This is a genomic window from Pseudoalteromonas sp. GB43, from assembly GCF_054923805.1.
In genome coordinates this window covers 638,164-657,640 of record NZ_JBPCHJ010000002.1, presented here as the reverse complement: position 1 = coordinate 657,640, position 19,477 = coordinate 638,164, and the positions used below count along the sequence as shown (strand labels likewise).

The window sequence follows — 19,477 nt, the reverse complement described above, 5'->3', positions numbered from 1 at the left end:
GGTGAGAAGGAATCAACTGCCTGTTGGTGGTACTCTGTAATCGCCAAAAAACAAGAGTAGATACCATGAGTTACAAGCAGTTGATCGAAGGGCAAAGATACCAGATTGAGGCCTACTTACGCGAGGGTTTTAGCTATCGAGAGATAGGGAAAAGGCTAAAAGTGAGCCACAGCACTATAAGTCGTGAAGTTAGGCGCAATAGTACTCGAAGTCATTACTTGCCTGAGGTTGCACATTCAAAGGCATGTAAACGAAAACATCTAGCTGCCAAGTATTCCATGCCAGCACTTACAATTGCGTTCGTTGAGTTTGGATTGGAGCAAAAATGGAGCCCTGAGCAGGTTGCGGGTGTAAGCAAAATTATCGGGCATCCTGTGAGTCATGAATGGATTTATGGCTATATTCAAAAAGATAAATTGAGTGGTGGCAAGCTATACAAACATCTGCGACAAGGGCACAGACGTTATCGTAAAGGCAGCCGAAGCAAACGTGTCATCATCCCAAATCGTGTTGGCATTGAACATAGACCTGCGATTGTTGACACTAAGACACGATTTGGTGATTGGGAAGCGGATACAGTACTTGGCAAGCATGGTACGGGAGCAATCGTTAGTTTAGTCGAGCGTACAAGTAAGTTTTACCTGATACGCAAAGTGCCAGCAAAAAGTGCAGCGCAAGTGAGCAGAGCAATGATAGGTATGCTGTGGCGCTATCGACGCCATGTTCATACGATAACCGCAGACAACGGGAGTGAGTTTTGTGAACATGAGCATGTTTCAGACAAGCTAAAAACCGACATCTACTTTGCTAACCCCTACTCATCATGGGAAAGAGGGTTAAATGAGAACTTTAATGGCTTGTTGCGTCAATATATTCGCAAAGGCACTGATTTACGAACGGTGACAGATAAGCAAATTGCGCACATAGAAAAGGCGCTCAATGCGAGGCCGAGAAAATGTCTAGGGTTTAGGCAACCAGCGGTAATATTCGATGAATTACGCAAAGCAGCCTAATTTAGCGAGTGGTGCACTTCGGACTTGAATTCGCGAGCAGCTCGAATCGACCTTTTGCCACGTCGTTGGTTTTAACCGATGGTGATAGTATTACCTTGGGTTTTGGTGATTTTGATCCACAAACACTGTTTGACTCGCAACATGCCAACAAAGATGAAGACAGTATTGCGCTTAGAAAAGAACTCAAACTCTACAGTATTCCTTACACTTGGCAGCTTGATGAGCCTGTTTATCAACACAAACTAAGCCTGACCAGCAAAGTAAGCTATTTAAATCAATCAGATTTCATTTCGCTTTTTGATAATGTGGCTGACGACTATATTTCAGAAACAGTGTATAACGGGATGATCGGTTTTAATGCCGAAAAAGCACTTGGCTCTAAATGGTCATATCAATTTGGTTTTAATACTCACTACTTACATTACAACAATGATTATGAGTACAACTCTCCCGAGTCTAGACGTAATTTTAAGCCTTTAGCTGAAAATCTTTACACCAACCTCAATAGTAATGCACTGGTGTTAAACCCTAATGCGACCATGATCTATCGCTTACCTAGGCATTGGGGCTATTACGAGTACAAACTTAACTTTAATTATTACTATGGCTGGGCACTCTCTCACCCTGATGGAATAAATAATGCGGCGCCTGAGACATGGCGCACACTCAATGGTATTAAAGCTAAATTTAACATGTTCAAAATCGGGGTTTTTGAGCAAGCTTTTTACATCAAAGGCCAACGTATCGATTTAGGCGGCGATAGTCGGGTAGCGTTTGGGACCGATCACTTTTATGAATACGGTATTGGCTTTTTATGGGATAGCATAAAATGGACGTCATGGTTCGATAACTTTGGTATTGGTATCAACATTCATAATGGCAGTAGCCTAGATGGCGCTGCTATTGTCTTGTACTTTAATGAAATTTAAGTCCAATATAAAAACACAAACTGAGCAAACAGACTATATTATTAGATATACTTAGAATTCAAGGAAGATTATATGAAACATCACCTCGCAATTGCATGTTCATTGCTTGCCTTAACGGCTTGCGATAAAACCTCTGAACAAACAGCTAAAACGCTTCCACTGCAAGTGAGTGCAGCAGATACCATTTATTATGGTGGTGATATTCTTACAATGACTGGCGATGAACCAGAGTATGCGCAAGCAATCGCAACGCAAGGCGACAAAATTATCTTTGTGGGTGATAAAACTAAAGCCCTTGAGCATAAGTTTGGTAAAACGAAGCTGATTGATTTACAAGGCAAGACCCTAATGCCTGGCTTTGTAGATGGCCACAGTCATGTGTACGCGGTAGGCTTACAAGCCATGGTAGCCAATGTATTACCTAGTCCAGATGGTGATGCTAACAGCGTTGAGCAAATCGTTAATATTCTCACAGCTGCACAGAACAACCCTGATTACACCACTTTTATTGAAAAAACCGGCGCTATCTTAGGATTTGGGTACGATGATGCTGAGCTTGATAGATACCCTACAAAAATGGACTTAGACCGAGTTAGCACTGAAAAGCCTGTGATCATCATTCATACCTCAGGGCACTTAAGTGTGGCAAACACTAAAGCGTTAGCCATGGCTGGCATCGATGAAAACACAGAAAATCCTGATGGCGGGATAATTCGTCGCATGACAAACTCACAAGAGCCCAATGGGGTGCTCGAAGAAAACGCGCACTTTGGATTACTGTTTAAACTTATGAAATCTGTTGATCCTGATTTACAAGATTTAATGCTGCAAGAAGGGCAAAAACTCTGTACAAAATACGGCTACACAACGGCCCAAGAAGGACGTGCTACCCAAGAAGCTTATGACTCGATGGTAAGAGCATCAAAGGCAGATAAATTCGTGATTGATATAGTTGCCTATGCCGATATGGCCACCAGCAGCGGATTTATGGACTCAGCCTATAACAGTAAAAACTACACAAATCATTTTCGCATTGGGGGTGTAAAACTTAACTTTGATGGCTCACCGCAAGGTAAAACCGCTTGGTTATCTCAGCCATACTTAAAAGCCCCCGAAGGCCAAGAGCAAGGTTATGCAGGCTACCCTACTTTTAATAATGAGCAAGCTTATCAGTATATTGAAACGGCCTTTGCCAATGACTGGCAGGTAATGACGCATGCAAATGGTGATGCCGCCATTGAGCAGTTTTTAAATGCCGTTGAAAGTGCCAATAACAAGCTCGGCAAAAAAGAATCGCCGCCCTGTACTCATTCATGGTCAAACAATTCGACAAGATCAGGTAAATCGTCTTAAAGAATTAGGCATATTTCCATCGCTCTTCCCAATGCATACTTTTTATTGGGGCGACTGGCATGTAAATTCAGTGCTAGGTCACCCCCGTGCCGATTTTATTTCACCCACTCAAGCTGTTCGCAAACAAGGATTAATGTTTAGCACCCATCATGATGCACCAGTCGCCCTACCTGATGCACTACGTGTATTAGATGCAACTGTGAACCGCACAACCCGAACAGATCAAGTATTAGGGCCAGAGCAACGTGTTTCTGTGTATACTGCACTACAAGCAATGACCACATGGCCTGCGTATCAACATTTTGAAGAAAGTTCAAAAGGGCAATTAAAACAAGGGATGCAAGCAGACTTGATAATTCTTGATAAGAATCCGCTAAAGATAAAGCCTGTAGAGCTACATAACTTACAAGTGTTAGAAACCATTAGTCGTGGTGAAACCGTCTACAGCAAAAATTAAACACACTTTAAGGAGTAACATGAATAAGTTCATACAATTAGCATGTGCTGCGCTGCTGTCTTTTTCTGCATTTGCAGCACAAACCGTTACTACAAAACTGGATATTTTAAATCTTAGGGCGCAGTCTGAGAATGTGCTAACTTCAGGGCAGCCAAGTCAAACTGATTTTGCCAAGTTAAAGCAACTTGGTGTTCAGAACATCATCAACCTTCGCGGTGATAACGAAACGAATTGGTCTGAGCAAGAGTTAGTCACTGAGCTTGGTATGAACTATTACCATATTCCTGTGCAATCTAAAGCTGATATTACCATTGAAAACGCCACTAAACTTCAGGCATTACTCAATAAACAGCAACAGCAAACTACCTTACTTCATTGTGCGAGCAGCAACCGTGTTGGCGCTCTCGTTGCACTTTATAATGCCGTCACCTTGAAAAAGCCAATTGATGAAGCTGTTGAAATTGGTAAACAATGGGGCTTAAAAAGCCTTGAAGGGGTGGTAAGAAGCAAAGTTAACGAAGAGGTTGGTCAGCCATAAGCTGACCAACATATTAGTTTATATTGCTTTTTTCTGACTCTTTTTATAATTACTTAGAGCTGCCATGCATAGCTTAGTTTAGTGAAAAAGGTACGCTCGTCACGCTCAAGACTTTTCAAAGAGTCGTCTTGATATCCTTTGTCTGAATAACCTAAGTAAAACAGCGTCTGAGAGTTAATTTTGTATGAATACACCAGCTGACTGCCATAATCGCGGTTAGTTTGACTGACATCAAATCGATAAGCTTCGTTGTTTCGATCGACATCTTCAAACTGCAAAACGAGTTTTAGCATTGAGCGCATATTAAATTTATAATAAACACGTAAATCAGTTAAATTTGCAGTATAAACACGATCATTTTGTTCGTTATCTAGATAGCTGTAACTGTGCTCTAGTTGAACCTGCCAATGATCGTTAATATCCCATGTCATCTCAGGTTCAATACGAACCATGGTACCTAAAGCTGCATTACTGTAATCAATTTTGCTGCCATATTGAGCATACAATAAGAACCGCACATCACGAATAGGTCTAAAACCACCGTAGATATAGCCTATATTTTGATTAAAGAACTCGCCGGCATAAAACTCATTACGATGAATAAAGCCAATTTCTGTTTGCGACTGCATCTTACCTTTAAAAGTAATAAAGCCATCGTATTCTTCTTCGAGTAAGTCGCCATTTTGTGCCCACGTTTTATCCCACTCAACATTGTAGCTGTACTCTGTGATTGCATCATCAGCATCACGATACCAAGTTTGCCCACCACCTAATTGTACTTGTTCGTAATCAACTTTAGCTTGGTAGCCTAAATCAGAGCGGTATTCTTTACCTATATTTTCGTAATTAGCATAGACTTCGTAATCACGCTTAGTTCTTGTAAATTCAATAGCATAAGCTTGATCGGATTGATTCTTATCAACGCCATAATAATCAACTAAAAATTCTGAGTTAGTGGTATCTGTGCTTGCAACTTGATACTGCAAACTATCTGATTGGTTAAACCAATAACTACCATCAATCGATAACACGGTATTATGGTAATCATCATTTTCACGGTGAGTGCTCATCACACCAATTGTGCCTTTTTGGTCCAATATCAAACTGATAACGCCCCGCTACTGCTTGCGTTTTATCTGCCAGATTAGCAAAGCCCGACCCTTGATTTGTCGGAAGTAAAACACTGGTATTCTGATCATCAGCGTACATAAAACCATAGCTGTGCGCGCCGGTTTTACCAGTTAATTTTAAACCTACATCAGGTTCAGCAATCATTCGCGTATATAAAAGCTCTAGTTGGCTGGTATTAAAATAAGACGCACCATCTAAAAAGAATGGACGCTTTTCAGCATAATAAATTGAATAAGTGGTGTTTACATCAAGTTCGAGTGAGTCTGCCTCGACTTGCGAAAAGTCAGGATTAATAGTGGCATTAATAACCGCATCTTGCGTCACACCCCAACGTAAGTCCAAGCCTGCTTCAGTATCAATATCGCCATTTTGCCAATCACCCGGCACTGTGTCTTTGCTATCATGACGAAGCGCAGTTAAAGTGGGTGTAAGCTGAATATTTTGGCTTTCTGTCATGTTGGCAAAACCTGTGAGTTTATCAAACTGACAAAAGCTACATTTTACATCTCGGTCAAAACCAACGTTCGACATTTGATAATACACATCACGCGGGTAATTTCGCCATACTGCAAAACTCCACGTTAATTCGGCCTGGTCTTTTGGAAAGCGAAGTGCAGTGAATGGAATACGCATTTCAACAACATAGCCGTCCTCTGTTATTTGCCCTGCGCTATCCCAAATAGCATCCCATGATGGGTCTTCCACCCAATCATCAATATCTGTCATGCGCATATCACCTTGCGCACCCAATGGATTTACATAAAACTCATAGCCAGTTCGTTCATCATTAAAAGTATCAATCATCAAGGCAACATTGTCGTCTTGCCAAAGTGTGTCGCGATCTCGAAGAGCGGCACGAATTTGCGAAGGATCATTATCTTTTGCAATAAAACCCACATACAAGTACTTGCCATCTTCGTACATGTAAGCATCGGTTTGCACGAGCGGTGTGCCTTTTTCGGTTGGTTCGTTCTGATATTTTAATGGCACTTTAGTGGCGTATTGCCAGTGTGGCTCATCCATCACACCATCAACGCTAATAGACTCTTTAATATGGGCAAGGGAGAACTCAGCCTTATCAAATGCATTAGCAGAAAAAGGCACACTAGCAACACTGAGTAAAAAAGTAGGGGCGGTTATTTTATTTATTATTCTTTTTATGTACTGCATAAACATCCATTTAGACACTAACGCGTTAGAAACGCTACTTGACTGATTTCAAAGCGATTGTAATTCATCAAGGTACATTTGTTAATCTAATTTTGCATTTAACTGTATAAAAATTAACAAAACACTCCATTTGTACGATTAGCAGAGCCAAAAAAGCCCCATTGCCAAACAGCAATGGGGCTTTTTTATAGAAGCTCTTATCGTTTGTTATCGAAATTCATTACTTTTTAAGGCTTAATTTATTGCCTTTCAAAGATTTGCGAACATTTGCGATACGTGAACGATTCTTCGCACGCGCTTCACCCGTTGCCTGACCCGAAGCCTTATTTGTACGGCTACGGCGTAAATGCGACGGCTTTTTACCTATTTTATCAATCAGTACTTCACGGCTGCTTACCTCATAACCTGGTAAAACAACACGCTTGATGCGCTGTCCAATTAGCTTTTCGATATCGAATAAAGTGTTTTCTTCCTCACGGCTCACAAACGAAATAGCTTGGCCCGGCTTACCAGCACGACCTGTACGGTCCGATACGATGCACGTAGTCTTCTGCAAGCCAAGGTAAGTCGATGTTAATCACACGTGGTAACCCTTCAATATCAATACCACGGGCAGCCACTTCGGTTGCGACCAGCACGCGAACTTTACCTTCTTTAAACTCGCGTAAAGCGCGGCGGCGGTTACCTTGGGTTTTATCACCATGACAAACAACAGCTGGAATACCGTCAAGGTTAAGCTCCTTTACAAGCTCATCGGCAGTTTCTTTCATGTTTACGAAAACAAGTACTTGCTGCCAGTTTTTCTTTCCTATCAATTCAGATAAAAGCTCTTGCTTACGGCGCTCTTCTACAGGATACACAACGTGTTGCACTGTTTCTGCGGTACTGTTTGTTTGATCGACACGAATGATTTCAGGCTGCTTTAGTACTTTACTGGCAAATTGTTTAATTGCCGCAGGGAAAGTGGCCGAGAACAACAAGATTTGACGCGCTTCATCACAGCCATTAATAACCGTTTGCATATCGCTGATAAAGCCCATGTCTAGCATACGGTCAGCTTCATCAAGCACTAAATGCTTAACATTAGCTAAGCTGATGTTACCTAAACGAATATGATCAAGTAAGCGCCCTGGCGTTGCAACAACAATATCGACACCTGCTTTCAAATCGTTAGCTTGACCCGCTAGATTAATACCACCAAACAAGCACACTGTTTTGAGTTCAGTGTATTTTGCAAACGCTTTAAAGTTATTAGCAATTTGCTCTGCTAACTCGCGAGTAGGTGCAAGCACTAGTGCACTTGGTGCATTATTTTCGCTAACAGCTGATTCTGATAATTTTTGGATAAGTGGTAAAGCAAATGCAGCGGTTTTACCCGTGCCGGTTTGCGCACTAACAAGTACGTCTTTGCCTTTTCTTACTGCAGGAATTGCACTACGTTGAACGGGAGTAAGCGTTTCGAAATTAAGCTCTTCTAATGCCTGTAAAAGCTCAGAAGAAAAACTAAATGATTTAAAATTCATGCTGTATAACCTGCGGCCATCATATCAAGGGTCGCAAATTATACAGAAAAAAAATGACTTTAGTTAGTTATAACTTAACTAAAGTGCCTTTTAATGCCACACCAGCGATAAACGTACCCGCACCACATTGATATTCTGTTTGGCTAACAAACTCACGCTTCTTGTAATACGACTGAATATTTACAACTGCATTCATGCCTTCACGGACAGCACGCTCTTGTAATGCTTTTAAAGCACTTAGCATTACCCACTCACACGCTTCTCGGTCAGTTTTATTAAATGCATTGGTTTTCTTGTTGGTGATCACTTCACCATAAGTTTTTTTAATCGTGTTATGACTTTGATCAGCAAAATACAGCGGAATATCTAACAATGCTTGTTTCGCTTTGGTGGTTTCAAGTAATGCTTGTACAGGTAGCGTTTGTAAATCATCACGTGCAAAACTGTTTGCTGAAAACAAACAAGCTACTAAAACACATGCAAGGGTCAATAACTTCATTTAAAAATTCCTTCTATAAAATTTCCATGCAACACCAAAACCAACCGAAACATTATAATCTTGCTTCACGAGTGGGCTTGCCTCTTGTTGACTGTTAGCAAGGTGGTGGTATTTAACAAAACCACCTAACCAATACTTTGGTGTGTCAAAATGTACCCCAATTGATACATCAGCACCAGAAAAACCTGAACGACTTGAGTATGCTTGGCGAGTTTCATTGCTATGTAAGTCACTCACTCCATAGTAGTAATCAAGGTATTTATCGCTAGCAAAGTTGATATTGCCACGAAACGCTAATGAAAATTGTGAATCCGCTTTTTCGATGATCGGCACTCGATAATACACACTTGATCCATAACGCCAGCCAATATCATCAATACCAGAGAAATCTGTCGCAATGGCTTTGCGTGCAAACAGGCTTAAATACAAGTGCTGTCTAGAATTTGGTTCACCTATTAAGTAGTAATTAAGTGAAGGTCCTAATTCAAACACCCAATCTAGATCATCCATACCTTCTCGGGCTTTGTTGTCTTCACTGTCAACCGCAAGACCTACGTTGGCAGATAAGTCTAAATGGAGATTTTCTTGCTGCCACAAAAAGCCGGTGAAATTATTGCGGTCGATGGCCATTTTATCGCTTTGATAACGAAAATAAGGCACAGGCAATAGGTATTGCTCACTTTCATCTGAACCTAAATAATGCGGGATATCAGCATAAAAAAGGCCTGCACCGAACTCCATTTTTGCAGTGCCCTTTTCTACACTATCTTCTGCAGCATAAGCATTAAAAGTTAGAATAAATAAAATACTTATGATGCTGCACTTGATCATGCTTGCCACTTTTTAAAGATTAACGAGGTATTGATGCCACCAAACGCAAAGTTATTACTCATAATGTAGTCTGTTTGCATGTCACGGCCATTGCCCTTGATATAATCTAAATCAGCACACTCAGGATCGACATCCGTTAAATTGATAGTAGGTGCAAACCAACCATCATTCATCATATTGATACTTGCCCATGCTTCAATGGCGCCACACGCTCCTAAGGTATGACCTAAATAACTTTTTAATGAGCTAATAGGTTTCTTGCCAAGGGCATTGAAAGTCGCCAGAGACTCCGCAATATCACCGCGATCTGTTGACGTACCATGGGCATTCACATAGCCAATTTGGTCGGCAGTAAGCTGTGCATCATTAAGGGCCATTTCAATAGCTACTTGCATTGTTTCTGCGGTAGGTTGCGTTACATGTTGACCATCTGAGTTACAACCAAAACCAACTAGCTCCGCATAAATGGTCGCTCCACGTGCAAGGGCATGCTCATACTCTTCTAAAATGAGTGTGCCTGCACCTTCACCAATAACCAGACCATCACGATTTTGATCAAATGGTCGTGGCGTGCTTTTCGCAGCATCATTTTTTGTGCTCGTTGCGTACAAGGTGTCAAATACAGCGGCTTCTGTAATGCATAACTCTTCTGCACCACCAGCCACCATGGCTTTTTGACGGCCATACTTAATCGCTTCGTAAGCATAACCAATACCTTGCGACCCCGATGTACAGGCAGAGCTGGTAGTGATCACGCGGCCTTTTAAACCAAAAAAGACACCCACATTCACAGGCGCCGTATGTGCCATCATCTGGATGTAACTGGTGGCTGTTACGCCCGTCATTTCACCGGTTTCCATCATTTTTGCAAAAGCCAGTAATGGTGGCGTTGACCCCGTTGACGAGCCAAAAGCAATCCCTGTAGAACCGTCGGTTAGACTTGGGTGGTCTAATAGCCCAGCTTCTTCTAAAGCAAGCTCTGTAGTACGGGTCGACATCAAAGCAACACGCCCCATTGAGCGAACTTGTTTACGCTTATAATGGCTTGGTTTACTAAAATAAGTAACAGGTGCTGCTAGTCGAGTGTTTAATTCAGGCGCCACATCCCAGTCAGTCATGTACTGAACAGCATTTTCACCTTTTTGCAAAGCGGTTTTAAACTCGCCCCAGGTATCACCTAATGCAGTGATGGCAGACATGCCTGTAACAACAACACGCTTCATTACACCATACCGCCATTCACAGAAATAACTTGGCGGGTGATATACGCGGCGTCATCGGAACACAAGAACGACACAGTGCCAGCTACTTCATTCACTGAACCCATACGTTTTAATGGGATCATTTTTAGCATTTCATCAACCGGTAAATCGTCTGTCATTTCGGTTTCGATTAACCCTGGTGCCACGCAGTTAACGGTGATCTTACGCTTTGCAAGCTCAAGCGAAAGCGCTTTGGTCGCACCAATAATGCCCGCTTTAGCGGCACTGTAGTTAACTTGCCCGCGATTACCAGCAATCCCTGACACTGACGCCATAGTGACAATTCGGCCACCTTTGCGACCTTGCACCATTGGCATCACCGTTGGATGAACCACATTGTAAAAACCGTCAAGGCCAGTACGGATCACTTTATCCCAGTCATCACCTTGCATCGCAGGAAACGCCATATCATTCGTGATACCGGCATTACAGATCACCCCATAATACGCACCGTGCTCGGCAATATCAGCTTCAATTTGTTGTTTCGCTAGTTCTCTATCGCAAACATCAAATTGCAATAAGCTTGCATGACGGCCAAGCGCACTAATTTCTTCACAGGTTTGCTCTGCTTCAGCCACGCCACTGCGACAATGAACAGCAATATCAAAGCCATCGTTAGCTAATCTCAGTGCGATTGCTTTGCCTATACCGCGGCTTGAGCCGGTGACTAAAATACGTTTTGTCATTGATTTTCTCTTATAAACTGCATGGGGTCTTGTGGTTGAAACACATTGATTTTTGCTTCTGCTAAGCATGTTTCATCGCTATGTATTTGACACTCAAATACACTTAACCCTGATTCTTCTTGATATAATTTTGTCACCGAGACTTTAAGCGTTTGCTCGTTTTTAAATACCGGTGCATAGGTTTTATATTTGCGCGTACCAATTAAAAAACCGATTTGTACTTCATTTCCTTTGTCTTTTGCCAGCGCACCCGCGTAAGCTGCGATAGTTTGCGCCATATATTCACAGCCAATATAACTGGCAACCCCATTTAAGCTCTCGTCATAAAACGGGCTTTGTGAACTAATATCCACTTCACAGCAACCTGACTCTTCGCTGTAACTAGATAGGCGATTGAGCAATATCATTGGTTCGCAATGAGGGACGACTTGCTCAATTTTATAGTGATTCATTTAGATGTCCTAGTACTACACTGACATTATTGCCACCAAAGGCAAACGAATTTGATAAACAAGTGTTAATTTCTGCCGTTTCTGGTTGTGTTATTAAACCAATTTCAGCCAATGATTCGTCTTTTATAACCTGATTACATACTAATTGATTAAATTCCGGATAGGCCAAATAGAGCCAACATAATCCCGCTTCTAAAGCACCTGCAGCACCTAGAGTGTGGCCGGTCAAATGTTTAGAAGAGCTCACTTTAGTATTTTTGCCAAATACCTCATTGATTGCCAGAGATTCCATGGCATCATTTTGCGGTGTAGCTGTTCCATGGGCATTAATGTAGTCAATATCTGAAGGTGTTAAATTCGCGTCTTGCAATGCCATTGTCATAGCTGCGATTGCACCAGAACCGTCTGCAATCGGTGCTGAAATATGGTGAGCGTCAGAGCTTTCACCACCACCTAAAAAGGCAATACTTTGTTTTGTGTGCTGCTCTTTACTCATAATAAATAATGCTGCGGCTTCACCAATATTGATGCCTGACCTGTCGTCACTAAACGGCTTACAGATTTCATCGCTGATCGAAGATAACGAATCAAAGCCATTAATAGTGAGTTGACACAAGCTATCTACCCCACCACAAATTACCACATCGGCTAAATCAGCACTGAGTAAGGCACGCGCACTAATAAGCGCCTTGGCACTTGAACTACACGCAGTTGAAATGCTGTAACTTGGCCCCTTCGCAGCGAGTTTTTTGGCAATATAATTGGCAGGTGCGACGAGCGCTTGGTCGTAATAATCAAATTCCTCTGGCCACTTTCCCTTAGCTGCATGGGCAATTCGGCCTCTTTCACCTTCTTGAATTGCAGCAGTACTGGTACCAATAACCACAGCAATACGGCTACTCGGAATGTTTATGCCTGTCAATGTGTCAGTAATTTGCGCCAGCGCTAAATCGATTAGCTGATAAAACCGCATTGATGCGGTTAATGGCAGTTCATTAACCAAACCCACAAACGTTGGGCGCTGCTCAAATGCAAGCGACGTCACCTCTGTGAGTGTTTGTTTAGGTTGCAAGCTGATACTTTGCATTGTTTGTTGATGACCAACCCCCAATGCACTAACAATACCTAAGTCGTTAAGCCAAAATGGCATAATCAATTAACCCTTTGAAATTTAATTTTGTAATCTCGCTGAAAGTTTACAAGCTCTGTTGTACCGTCTAAATAGCGAATTTCACTAATTAACTGTTCACCTTGATATAAGCGTCGCGTTGAGCCTTGTTCAACCAAGTTCAAATCATAAAGCTGCGAGTTAAGCACAGTAACTGGCCAGTGTACAAGCATGATATCAGCAAGAATATAGCGAGGATCAACCGCGTTGATAGGGAGCATTTTTTCGCTTTTAATCGGCCCTTGTGGCGCTTTTTCTAACTGAAAGATTGGCATACCTTGAGCCGTCATAACAGCCAAGTTAATACCCGTTTCACTGTTTAAACTCAGCTGCGCTAGTAATGTATGCTGCTCATCGCCATGGTGTACTTCAAGTACTTGCTGCCAATTATCGGCAACTAATGACGGCGGTGGATCAAGCAAATAAATCCCTGCATTTGGCGCTAAATCAACGCCCGTTTTTACTGCAAATTCACTGGCACAACTTGCCACTAATATGCTCAAGGTTAAAAGCAAAGAGCGTGTTAATCGCGACATAATTCAACCAACGTATTTAAGCGTTTGTTGCTTTGTTTTACAAATGGGTTTTGTAAATCCCATGCATAACCCGCAAGAATAGCACTGATCATCTCACGCACTTGTTGATTTTTCTCACTGTAAAAAATCACGTCTTGAAAAGAGCCATCATACCAAGCACTGACGTAGGTTCTAAAGCAATTAACCCCTTGTTGCAAAGGTTCACTGTAATCGTTTTTGAAATCAACTTGCTCACCACGTAAGTAGCTATCAACTAAAGGAGCAACCAATGAAGCTGATTTTAATGCAATCGTCACCCCAGATGAAAACACCGGATCTAAAAACTCACCAGCATTACCAAGTAGTGCAAAATGCTCACCATACAAGCTCGACACATTAGCCGAGTAGCCTTTGATAGCGCGCGCTTCGCCAATAGCTTCTCGATTGGCTAATAACTCACTTAAATAGCTATCTTGTTCAATAAATTCATTTAAACCAGCGAGTGGTTGTTTATCATTAAGTTGCTCTGGTTTACCAACTACACCAATGCTTGCCGTACCATCACTAAATGGGATCAGCCAATACCAAATATCTTTATGCTCTGGATGAACATTAATTAAGATTTTTTCGCGGTCAAACAGGGGATCGCTAATATTATCTTTAAAATGGCTGAAAAAAGCCCACCGTACAGGGAAATTTGATGCTGACTCTAAATCAAGTAAGCGAGGTAATACCCTACCAAAACCACTGGCATCAAGGACAAAGCGCCCTTTAATTTGATAGCGCTGCTGGTTTTCATCCGTAACATCAAGTAAAGCGCCATCCTCACAATCGGTGAACGCTAACACGCTATGTTGGTAACGTATTTCAGCCCCTTGCTGCATGGCACCATCGGCTAAGCACTTATCAAAGTCAGCGCGTTTTACCTGAAAAGTCGTGCCAGGGCCGTCGCTAAATTTCTCTGTAAAATCGATTGTTGTGTGGTCGCCCCGACGCTGAAACGCCGCACCATTTTTAAACTGAAAACTAAGCGATTGTGCCTGTGCTTGCACCGCTTGCTCAAGACCTGCTTCTGCTAAAAAGCTCATGCACTGGGGTAATAAACTTTCACCAATCGAAAAACGCGGAAAGGTTTGCTGCTCTAACACCACCACATGCCAACCTTTTTTCACCAGTAAACTAGCAGCCACGGCACCTGAAGGACCCGCACCAATAATAACAACATCAGCCTGTTGAACTTGATTATTCACCTATTATTTTTCCTTATTTTTAGGTAATGCAATACTGAGCGGCGCAAAGATATAGATACAAACTAGCCCCACTAATATCGTTAATCCGAAACTGAAAATGGCCGGTGTTTTCGAAACGGCCAACATGCCAAATACCCACATCGATGATGCCGCTGACAAACTAATTGCGAGTACATTGCTCGGGCTTAAGTTATTGACCTGATAAAACACCAAGTAATCGATTGCCAACGCTAATATCAATAAACAGCCTAATAAATTAAAAATCGACAGCTGAGATTGCAGCGCACTGCATAGTAGCAGTACAGCTGCGGTAGTTAGTACAAGCACTAACGTTTGCTTACACGCCGTTTTAAAACCAAATTTAACGCTAAAGAGTAGTAACGCAAAGGTTATCGCTATGGCCAGTGTCACCAGTAACGAATTTGAGTAATGACTTAAACCTTCGCTTATCATCGCGACTTTATCGTAAACAATTAAATCTGGGTCAGCGTTGGCTAAATCCATCAGCTCGGATTTATTTACACCGGTTACCATAAACCAGCTTGCGGTTAGTGTATTGTTTGAGATCACTTGGTTAGCAATTAACGGCGCTAACGGCGAATTAAGTGCCGCGTTTAAATCAAGCATTGATGTTGAAAGCTCAACGGCCGTCCCTGTCATTTGGCTAACCACACTCATCGCTTGCTGGGCCGAATGCAGTTGCGCATAGTTTTGCTGTTGTAATTGTTTACTAGGCACTAAGTCACTAAGCATCACAGCAGTGCCATTAAGGCCGAGAATAGTTGCTTTTAATGCTTCTTGTTGTACTAATAACTGCTGCGCATTATCGGCAAATAAAATCATGATTTGGCCATTATCTTTACCAAATAAAGACATATGCAGCGCTTCGTTTTGCATTAAATCAGCAGAACTTGCATTTAGCAGCTTTACATCATCATTAATCACAGGGGGTTTTAGTAAGGCGAAAGCACTCAAAAACACTAACATCAGCATGCTGAGTGAGACGCGATAATGCGTTAATCGTTCTAAATAACCACTTAACCTGTTTGCTAACTGATGCGCAACAGTGTTAATGGTTAAACCAGCTTGCCAATAAGGCAATAAAATGCGGGTGCAAAGCCAAGCTGTAACTAGCCCTGCAACAACGAAAACACCCACTTGACTGAGTAACTGCACTGGCGAGAAAAACAAACTCGCGTAACCGAGTGTGGTAGTTAGTAACGACAACACCAGCGCCAGTTTGAGCCCTTGGCTAAAACCTTGCGGCTGCTCGGTTAAATCAAGCATGCCATGAAATGCATAATCAATGGCAATACCAATCAGCGTCACGGCAAACACCATGGTTAATACATGCACCTGACTAAAAATACTGATCAGCGCAATGGTGCCGCCAATAGCGGCGCTTATCACGGTTACAGAGGCCAACCACAATGCGTTTATCGAGCGGAACACCCAGACCACCATCACAATAAGTGCCAGCAAGCTCACCGAACCAAACAAGGTCATTTCAAATTTGGCTTGCTGTGCATTTGCTGCGGTATGAAATAAAGCACCGGCATAGCGAATTTGTGTATCTGGATAGCGGCCTTCAAGCTCAGCGATATAGGCAACTATCTCATTGCTTAACGCTATTGATTGATTTATTGAAAAGGCATTGTCAGCACTTTGCACGAATAATATTAAATACTCATCACCTTGATAGTTAATGTTAATTCGGCCATCTTGCAGCTCAAATTGCTGCGTGTGTGCCATAGCCTCAGATAAGAACCCCGCTGTAGCAAGCGTAGGGTCTTGGTTGATAGTACTTGAAACAAAAGGATCAGCGACTTTACTCAACTGGCTAAAGTAATACTGTTGAAAGCGATTAGCATCGCCAATCGCTTGCTTATATTCCTCGGACACTAAATGCCCTGCGTACTGACCGTAAAATGCTGCCAACTGGGATATTTCTGGTAACTTAAAACGAGGCTCAATATGTTTGCTAGAAAGCCACTGATGTAAATCATCATAAGCTTTTACTGCATTCTCACCACGAAAAGAAAAACTCAACTGCTGTTTGTTAGCTGAAAAAAAGTGTTCTTCGACTTGCTGTAAACGCGGTTCTGGCTTTGGCAACAAAGCCAAAATATCATTATTCAACGTCGGCTGTTTTACAATAAAAACAACCACTAAGGCGCTAACTAATAGGCTCAGCCAAGCGAGCGTTAGGCCCCATGCTTTCACTGTTTTTGCTCATTTTGCGGATAAGCAAAGCGTAACACAGTAAAGTTACCATTTGCTTCTTGAAGACGCACACGGCTCACTTGCTCTGCTGCAACACATAATTCGAACTGACTAAATAGCTGCTTTAGCAAGTCATCTTTAGGCAATAAAGTCTGACAACCGGGCTCTGCATGCTCTGTCATCGTAAATTGCTCAGCAAGTGCAACTTCATCATGCTTTAAAATCGCTTGCAGCAAATTAACGTAAGGCTCCGCGCCTTTTTGTAGCTGCGGCTCATCTTGGTCATTCAGGGTATATACTTGCCCTTGCTTGATTAATAGCGTGCTTTTAACCGGAGATTCAACCTGCCAAGTGAGGCCATCTTCAGCAAGCTCAAACGAACCTGTTGATATAAAAGGTTTACTAAACCCTATAAAATGCTTCTCTTGGCTGAATGTGCCTTGCTTTGTCACAGCGCTTGATGCAAACACAGGAAAAAAAACAATAACACTCAGTAACAACACGCTTAATCGCATTAAATCACCTTTTGAAGTTTTTCATGTAGCACAGGCGGCGAAACAAACTGCATTTCTTTTTTCTCTATATCAACCGCAACTTGGATAGTCGTTGCTTTGGTTAACTTTTTACCTGTAGCGCAATCAGTGATTACGTAATCGATACGTAATCGTGTTTCATATTCTTTTAAGTAGGCATCAACGCGGATTTTTTGTGTAAACAATGCTGAGCCGACGTACTTAATATGCATGTCAATAATCGGCCACGCATAGCCAGACTCTTGCATTTGCACATAATCATAATCAAACAAACGCAGTAATTCGCAGCGCGCGACTTCTAAATAGCGCGGGTAATTACCATGCCATACCACATTCATTGGATCGCAATCATGAAAAGGAATTTCAATCTCAACATGAGTGCTCAGCAACGAGCCACGACTATGCATATAAACTCCAACGTTTTGTTTGAATAGCGTCAACTGTAAAACGAAGAACAGCCTCTAGAGGACGGTCTTCATCAAGCAGCGGGAAAAACTCGCTAATGTCTTGATACATACTTTGTACATCAGGGGTTAAACTAGCAAACTCAAGCTCGCCACTATTAATACGTAAACGCAAACCTTGAATACTCGCAAGCAAGGTACTAGCAACCACTTGCTCGGTAAGTTGCAATATACGCAAACAATCTCGTGCAGCGATGGTTCCCATGCTCACTTTATCTTGGTTGTGACACTCGGTTGAACGAGAAAACACACTTGCTGGCATGGTTAGTTTTAATGCTTCAGCCGTGTATGCACTGGCACCAATTTGGACCGCTTTAAAACCATGGTTAATGTAGCGACGCTCATCATTACTCGCCGATAAATTAGAAGGCAAACCATTGTTATAGCGCGTATCAACTAAGGATGCGATTTGTCTGTCTGCTAAGTCGGCTAAATTAGCAACAGCGGTTTTCATGCTATCCATTACCATTGCAATATGACCACCATAGAAGTGACCACCATGCAATACGTGCTCACCTTCACCATCGATAATTGGATTATCATTTGCCGAATTTAGTTCATTTTCAATCATTTGCCTAAACCACGGCAAACTATCTTGCAGCACACCAATAACATGTGGAGCACAGCGAATTGAATACCTATCTTGTAAGCGGTCAGCATTACGCGGGTGTTCTACATGGTTTAAGTCTCCACGGATCCATGCAGCTACTTGCTGTTGCCCTGGATGTGGCTTCACCGAAAACAAAATATCATCAAAGTGATGACTGTTACCTTTTAATGCAAGGCTTGCAAGGGCTGTTATACGGCTGGTCAGTTTGGCTAGGTAATCAGCTCTATCATAAGCAAGACATGCTAAAGCTGTCATCACAGCCGTGCCATTCATGACTGCCAGCCCTTCTTTCGGGCGCAGCTTTAATGGCTTTAAGCCAAGTTCTTGCATCACCTCTAGACTGTTTTTAATTTCGCCTTTGTAATACACATCTCGCTCACCAACCATAGCACCGGCTACATACGAAAGCGGCGTTAAATCACCACTGGCTCCCACTGAGCCTTCTTGCGGGATCACCGGTACGATATTGTGGTTTAAAAAGTCACGTAATAAATTCAACATCTCCCAGCTAACACCAGAATAACCTTGTGAAAGCGAGGTTAAACGAGTCGCTAAAATAGCGCGCCCTTGGGCTTGATTAAACACATCGCCAAGGCCACAACCATGAAAACGAGTAAGATGCAGTGGTAACTCATTGACTAAATCAAGTGGCACTTTTACGGTTACTGAGTCGCCATAACCTGTGGTAACACCATATATCACGCCATCATCTTCAAGCAACTTATCTAAAAACGCTACTGCGCTGTCTATTTTATTTGCAAATTGACGGTCTGATGTTAACGCTACAGCACCTTGCTCTAATGCAATATGAACAATATCTTCGATTGATAAACGCTGTTGGCCAAATACGGTAGTCGAGTGCTCTGACAC

The 19,477-nt window shown here is 42.2% G+C and carries 17 protein-coding genes and 2 pseudogenes; 5 read left to right on the top strand and 14 right to left on the bottom strand.

The genetic code is table 11. The features are described 5' to 3' along the window. The first annotated feature begins 65 nt into the window (after positions 1-65). The 5 genes from ACRWSG_RS20400 to ACRWSG_RS20380 all read left to right on the top strand — a co-directional run bounded on the left by ACRWSG_RS20400 (position 66) and on the right by ACRWSG_RS20380 (position 4,290). Positions 66-1,013, top strand: a complete 948-nt coding sequence (locus ACRWSG_RS20400; protein WP_074989424.1) for an IS30 family transposase — start codon at positions 66-68, stop codon at positions 1,011-1,013. 8 nt (positions 1,014-1,021) lie between these two features. Beyond that, on the top strand, positions 1,022-1,942 hold the full coding sequence (locus ACRWSG_RS20395) for a Solitary outer membrane autotransporter beta-barrel domain (protein ID WP_462167391.1): 921 nt from the start codon (positions 1,022-1,024) through the stop codon (positions 1,940-1,942). 72 nt (positions 1,943-2,014) lie between these two features. Continuing rightward, a complete protein-coding gene (locus ACRWSG_RS20390) occupies positions 2,015-3,295 on the top strand; it encodes an amidohydrolase (RefSeq protein ID WP_462167390.1) in 1,281 nt (426 codons plus the stop codon). Beyond that, positions 3,195-3,752 (top strand): amidohydrolase family protein, encoded by a 558-nt coding sequence (locus ACRWSG_RS20385; RefSeq protein WP_462167389.1) that lies wholly within the window; start codon positions 3,195-3,197, stop codon positions 3,750-3,752. The genes ACRWSG_RS20390 and ACRWSG_RS20385 overlap by 101 nt, the downstream gene beginning before the upstream one ends. A 19-nt stretch (positions 3,753-3,771) precedes the next feature. Beyond that, positions 3,772-4,290: a protein tyrosine phosphatase family protein gene (locus ACRWSG_RS20380; RefSeq protein WP_462167388.1), complete on the top strand. Its 519-nt coding sequence runs from the start codon at positions 3,772-3,774 to the stop codon at positions 4,288-4,290. A gap of 53 nt (positions 4,291-4,343) precedes the next feature. On the opposite strand, the pseudogene ACRWSG_RS20375 reads toward ACRWSG_RS20380, so the two are convergent. The 14 genes and pseudogenes from ACRWSG_RS20375 to ACRWSG_RS20310 form a co-directional block, all read right to left on the bottom strand. Further along, positions 4,344-6,591 (bottom strand): annotated as a pseudogene (locus ACRWSG_RS20375) (carbohydrate binding family 9 domain-containing protein). A 220-nt stretch (positions 6,592-6,811) separates the two neighbouring features. After that, positions 6,812-8,114: pseudogene (locus ACRWSG_RS20370) on the bottom strand (DEAD/DEAH box helicase). A gap of 67 nt (positions 8,115-8,181) precedes the next feature. Next, positions 8,182-8,613 (bottom strand): excinuclease ABC subunit A, encoded by a 432-nt coding sequence (locus tag ACRWSG_RS20365; protein ID WP_235377292.1) that lies wholly within the window; start codon positions 8,611-8,613, stop codon positions 8,182-8,184. After that, positions 8,614-9,444, bottom strand: a complete 831-nt coding sequence (locus ACRWSG_RS20360) for a MipA/OmpV family protein (protein WP_462167387.1) — start codon at positions 9,442-9,444, stop codon at positions 8,614-8,616. Next, a complete protein-coding gene (locus tag ACRWSG_RS20355) occupies positions 9,441-10,667 on the bottom strand; it encodes a beta-ketoacyl-ACP synthase (RefSeq protein WP_294407862.1) in 1,227 nt (408 codons plus the stop codon). The genes ACRWSG_RS20360 and ACRWSG_RS20355 overlap by 4 nt, the downstream gene beginning before the upstream one ends. After that, entirely contained in the window at positions 10,667-11,392 is a 726-nt protein-coding gene (fabG, locus tag ACRWSG_RS20350; RefSeq protein WP_063707666.1) for a 3-oxoacyl-ACP reductase FabG, read from the bottom strand. Before fabG ends, ACRWSG_RS20355 begins: the two co-directional genes overlap by 1 nt. Then, positions 11,389-11,844: a hotdog family protein gene (locus ACRWSG_RS20345; protein WP_294407856.1), complete on the bottom strand. Its 456-nt coding sequence runs from the start codon at positions 11,842-11,844 to the stop codon at positions 11,389-11,391. Before ACRWSG_RS20345 ends, fabG begins: the two co-directional genes overlap by 4 nt. Next, positions 11,831-12,994: a beta-ketoacyl-ACP synthase gene (locus ACRWSG_RS20340; RefSeq protein ID WP_294407854.1), complete on the bottom strand. Its 1,164-nt coding sequence runs from the start codon at positions 12,992-12,994 to the stop codon at positions 11,831-11,833. Before ACRWSG_RS20340 ends, ACRWSG_RS20345 begins: the two co-directional genes overlap by 14 nt. A 2-nt stretch (positions 12,995-12,996) precedes the next feature. Further along, entirely contained in the window at positions 12,997-13,548 is a 552-nt protein-coding gene (locus ACRWSG_RS20335; RefSeq protein WP_138599443.1) for a DUF3261 domain-containing protein, read from the bottom strand. Then, positions 13,536-14,777: a tryptophan 7-halogenase gene (locus ACRWSG_RS20330; RefSeq protein ID WP_199528726.1), complete on the bottom strand. Its 1,242-nt coding sequence runs from the start codon at positions 14,775-14,777 to the stop codon at positions 13,536-13,538. The genes ACRWSG_RS20335 and ACRWSG_RS20330 overlap by 13 nt, the downstream gene beginning before the upstream one ends. A 3-nt stretch (positions 14,778-14,780) precedes the next feature. Beyond that, entirely contained in the window at positions 14,781-17,000 is a 2,220-nt protein-coding gene (locus ACRWSG_RS20325) for an MMPL family transporter (protein WP_462167386.1), read from the bottom strand. After that, the gene (locus tag ACRWSG_RS20320) at positions 16,997-17,515 is read right to left on the bottom strand and encodes a LolA family protein (protein ID WP_462167385.1); all 519 of its coding nucleotides are present in this window, start codon (positions 17,513-17,515) and stop codon (positions 16,997-16,999) included. The genes ACRWSG_RS20325 and ACRWSG_RS20320 overlap by 4 nt, the downstream gene beginning before the upstream one ends. Next, complete coding sequence (locus ACRWSG_RS20315) at positions 17,515-17,940, bottom strand: acyl-CoA thioesterase (protein WP_054554548.1); 426 nt, start codon at positions 17,938-17,940, stop codon at positions 17,515-17,517. Before ACRWSG_RS20315 ends, ACRWSG_RS20320 begins: the two co-directional genes overlap by 1 nt. Further along, a complete protein-coding gene (locus ACRWSG_RS20310; RefSeq protein ID WP_235373138.1) occupies positions 17,933-19,477 on the bottom strand; it encodes an HAL/PAL/TAL family ammonia-lyase in 1,545 nt (514 codons plus the stop codon). The genes ACRWSG_RS20315 and ACRWSG_RS20310 overlap by 8 nt, the downstream gene beginning before the upstream one ends.

Bases quoted from the DNA above. Each gene is read 5' to 3' on its own strand.
- fabG (WP_063707666.1), bottom strand. From the start codon at position 11,392: ATGACAAAACGTATTTTAGTCACCGGCTCAAGCCGCGGTATAGGCAAA.
- ACRWSG_RS20355 (WP_294407862.1), bottom strand. From the start codon at position 10,667: ATGAAGCGTGTTGTTGTTACAGGCATGTCTGCCATCACTGCATTAGGT.
- ACRWSG_RS20365 (WP_235377292.1), bottom strand. From the start codon at position 8,613: ATGAAGTTATTGACCCTTGCATGTGTTTTAGTAGCTTGTTTGTTTTCA.
- ACRWSG_RS20380 (WP_462167388.1), top strand. From the start codon at position 3,772: ATGAATAAGTTCATACAATTAGCATGTGCTGCGCTGCTGTCTTTTTCT.
- ACRWSG_RS20345 (WP_294407856.1), bottom strand. From the start codon at position 11,844: ATGAATCACTATAAAATTGAGCAAGTCGTCCCTCATTGCGAACCAATG.
- ACRWSG_RS20340 (WP_294407854.1), bottom strand. From the start codon at position 12,994: ATGCCATTTTGGCTTAACGACTTAGGTATTGTTAGTGCATTGGGGGTT.
- ACRWSG_RS20400 (WP_074989424.1), top strand. From the start codon at position 66: ATGAGTTACAAGCAGTTGATCGAAGGGCAAAGATACCAGATTGAGGCC.
- ACRWSG_RS20360 (WP_462167387.1), bottom strand. From the start codon at position 9,444: ATGATCAAGTGCAGCATCATAAGTATTTTATTTATTCTAACTTTTAAT.
- ACRWSG_RS20315 (WP_054554548.1), bottom strand. From the start codon at position 17,940: ATGCATAGTCGTGGCTCGTTGCTGAGCACTCATGTTGAGATTGAAATT.
- ACRWSG_RS20320 (WP_462167385.1), bottom strand. From the start codon at position 17,515: ATGCGATTAAGCGTGTTGTTACTGAGTGTTATTGTTTTTTTTCCTGTG.
- ACRWSG_RS20335 (WP_138599443.1), bottom strand. From the start codon at position 13,548: ATGTCGCGATTAACACGCTCTTTGCTTTTAACCTTGAGCATATTAGTG.
- ACRWSG_RS20390 (WP_462167390.1), top strand. From the start codon at position 2,015: ATGAAACATCACCTCGCAATTGCATGTTCATTGCTTGCCTTAACGGCT.
- ACRWSG_RS20385 (WP_462167389.1), top strand. From the start codon at position 3,195: ATGCCGTTGAAAGTGCCAATAACAAGCTCGGCAAAAAAGAATCGCCGC.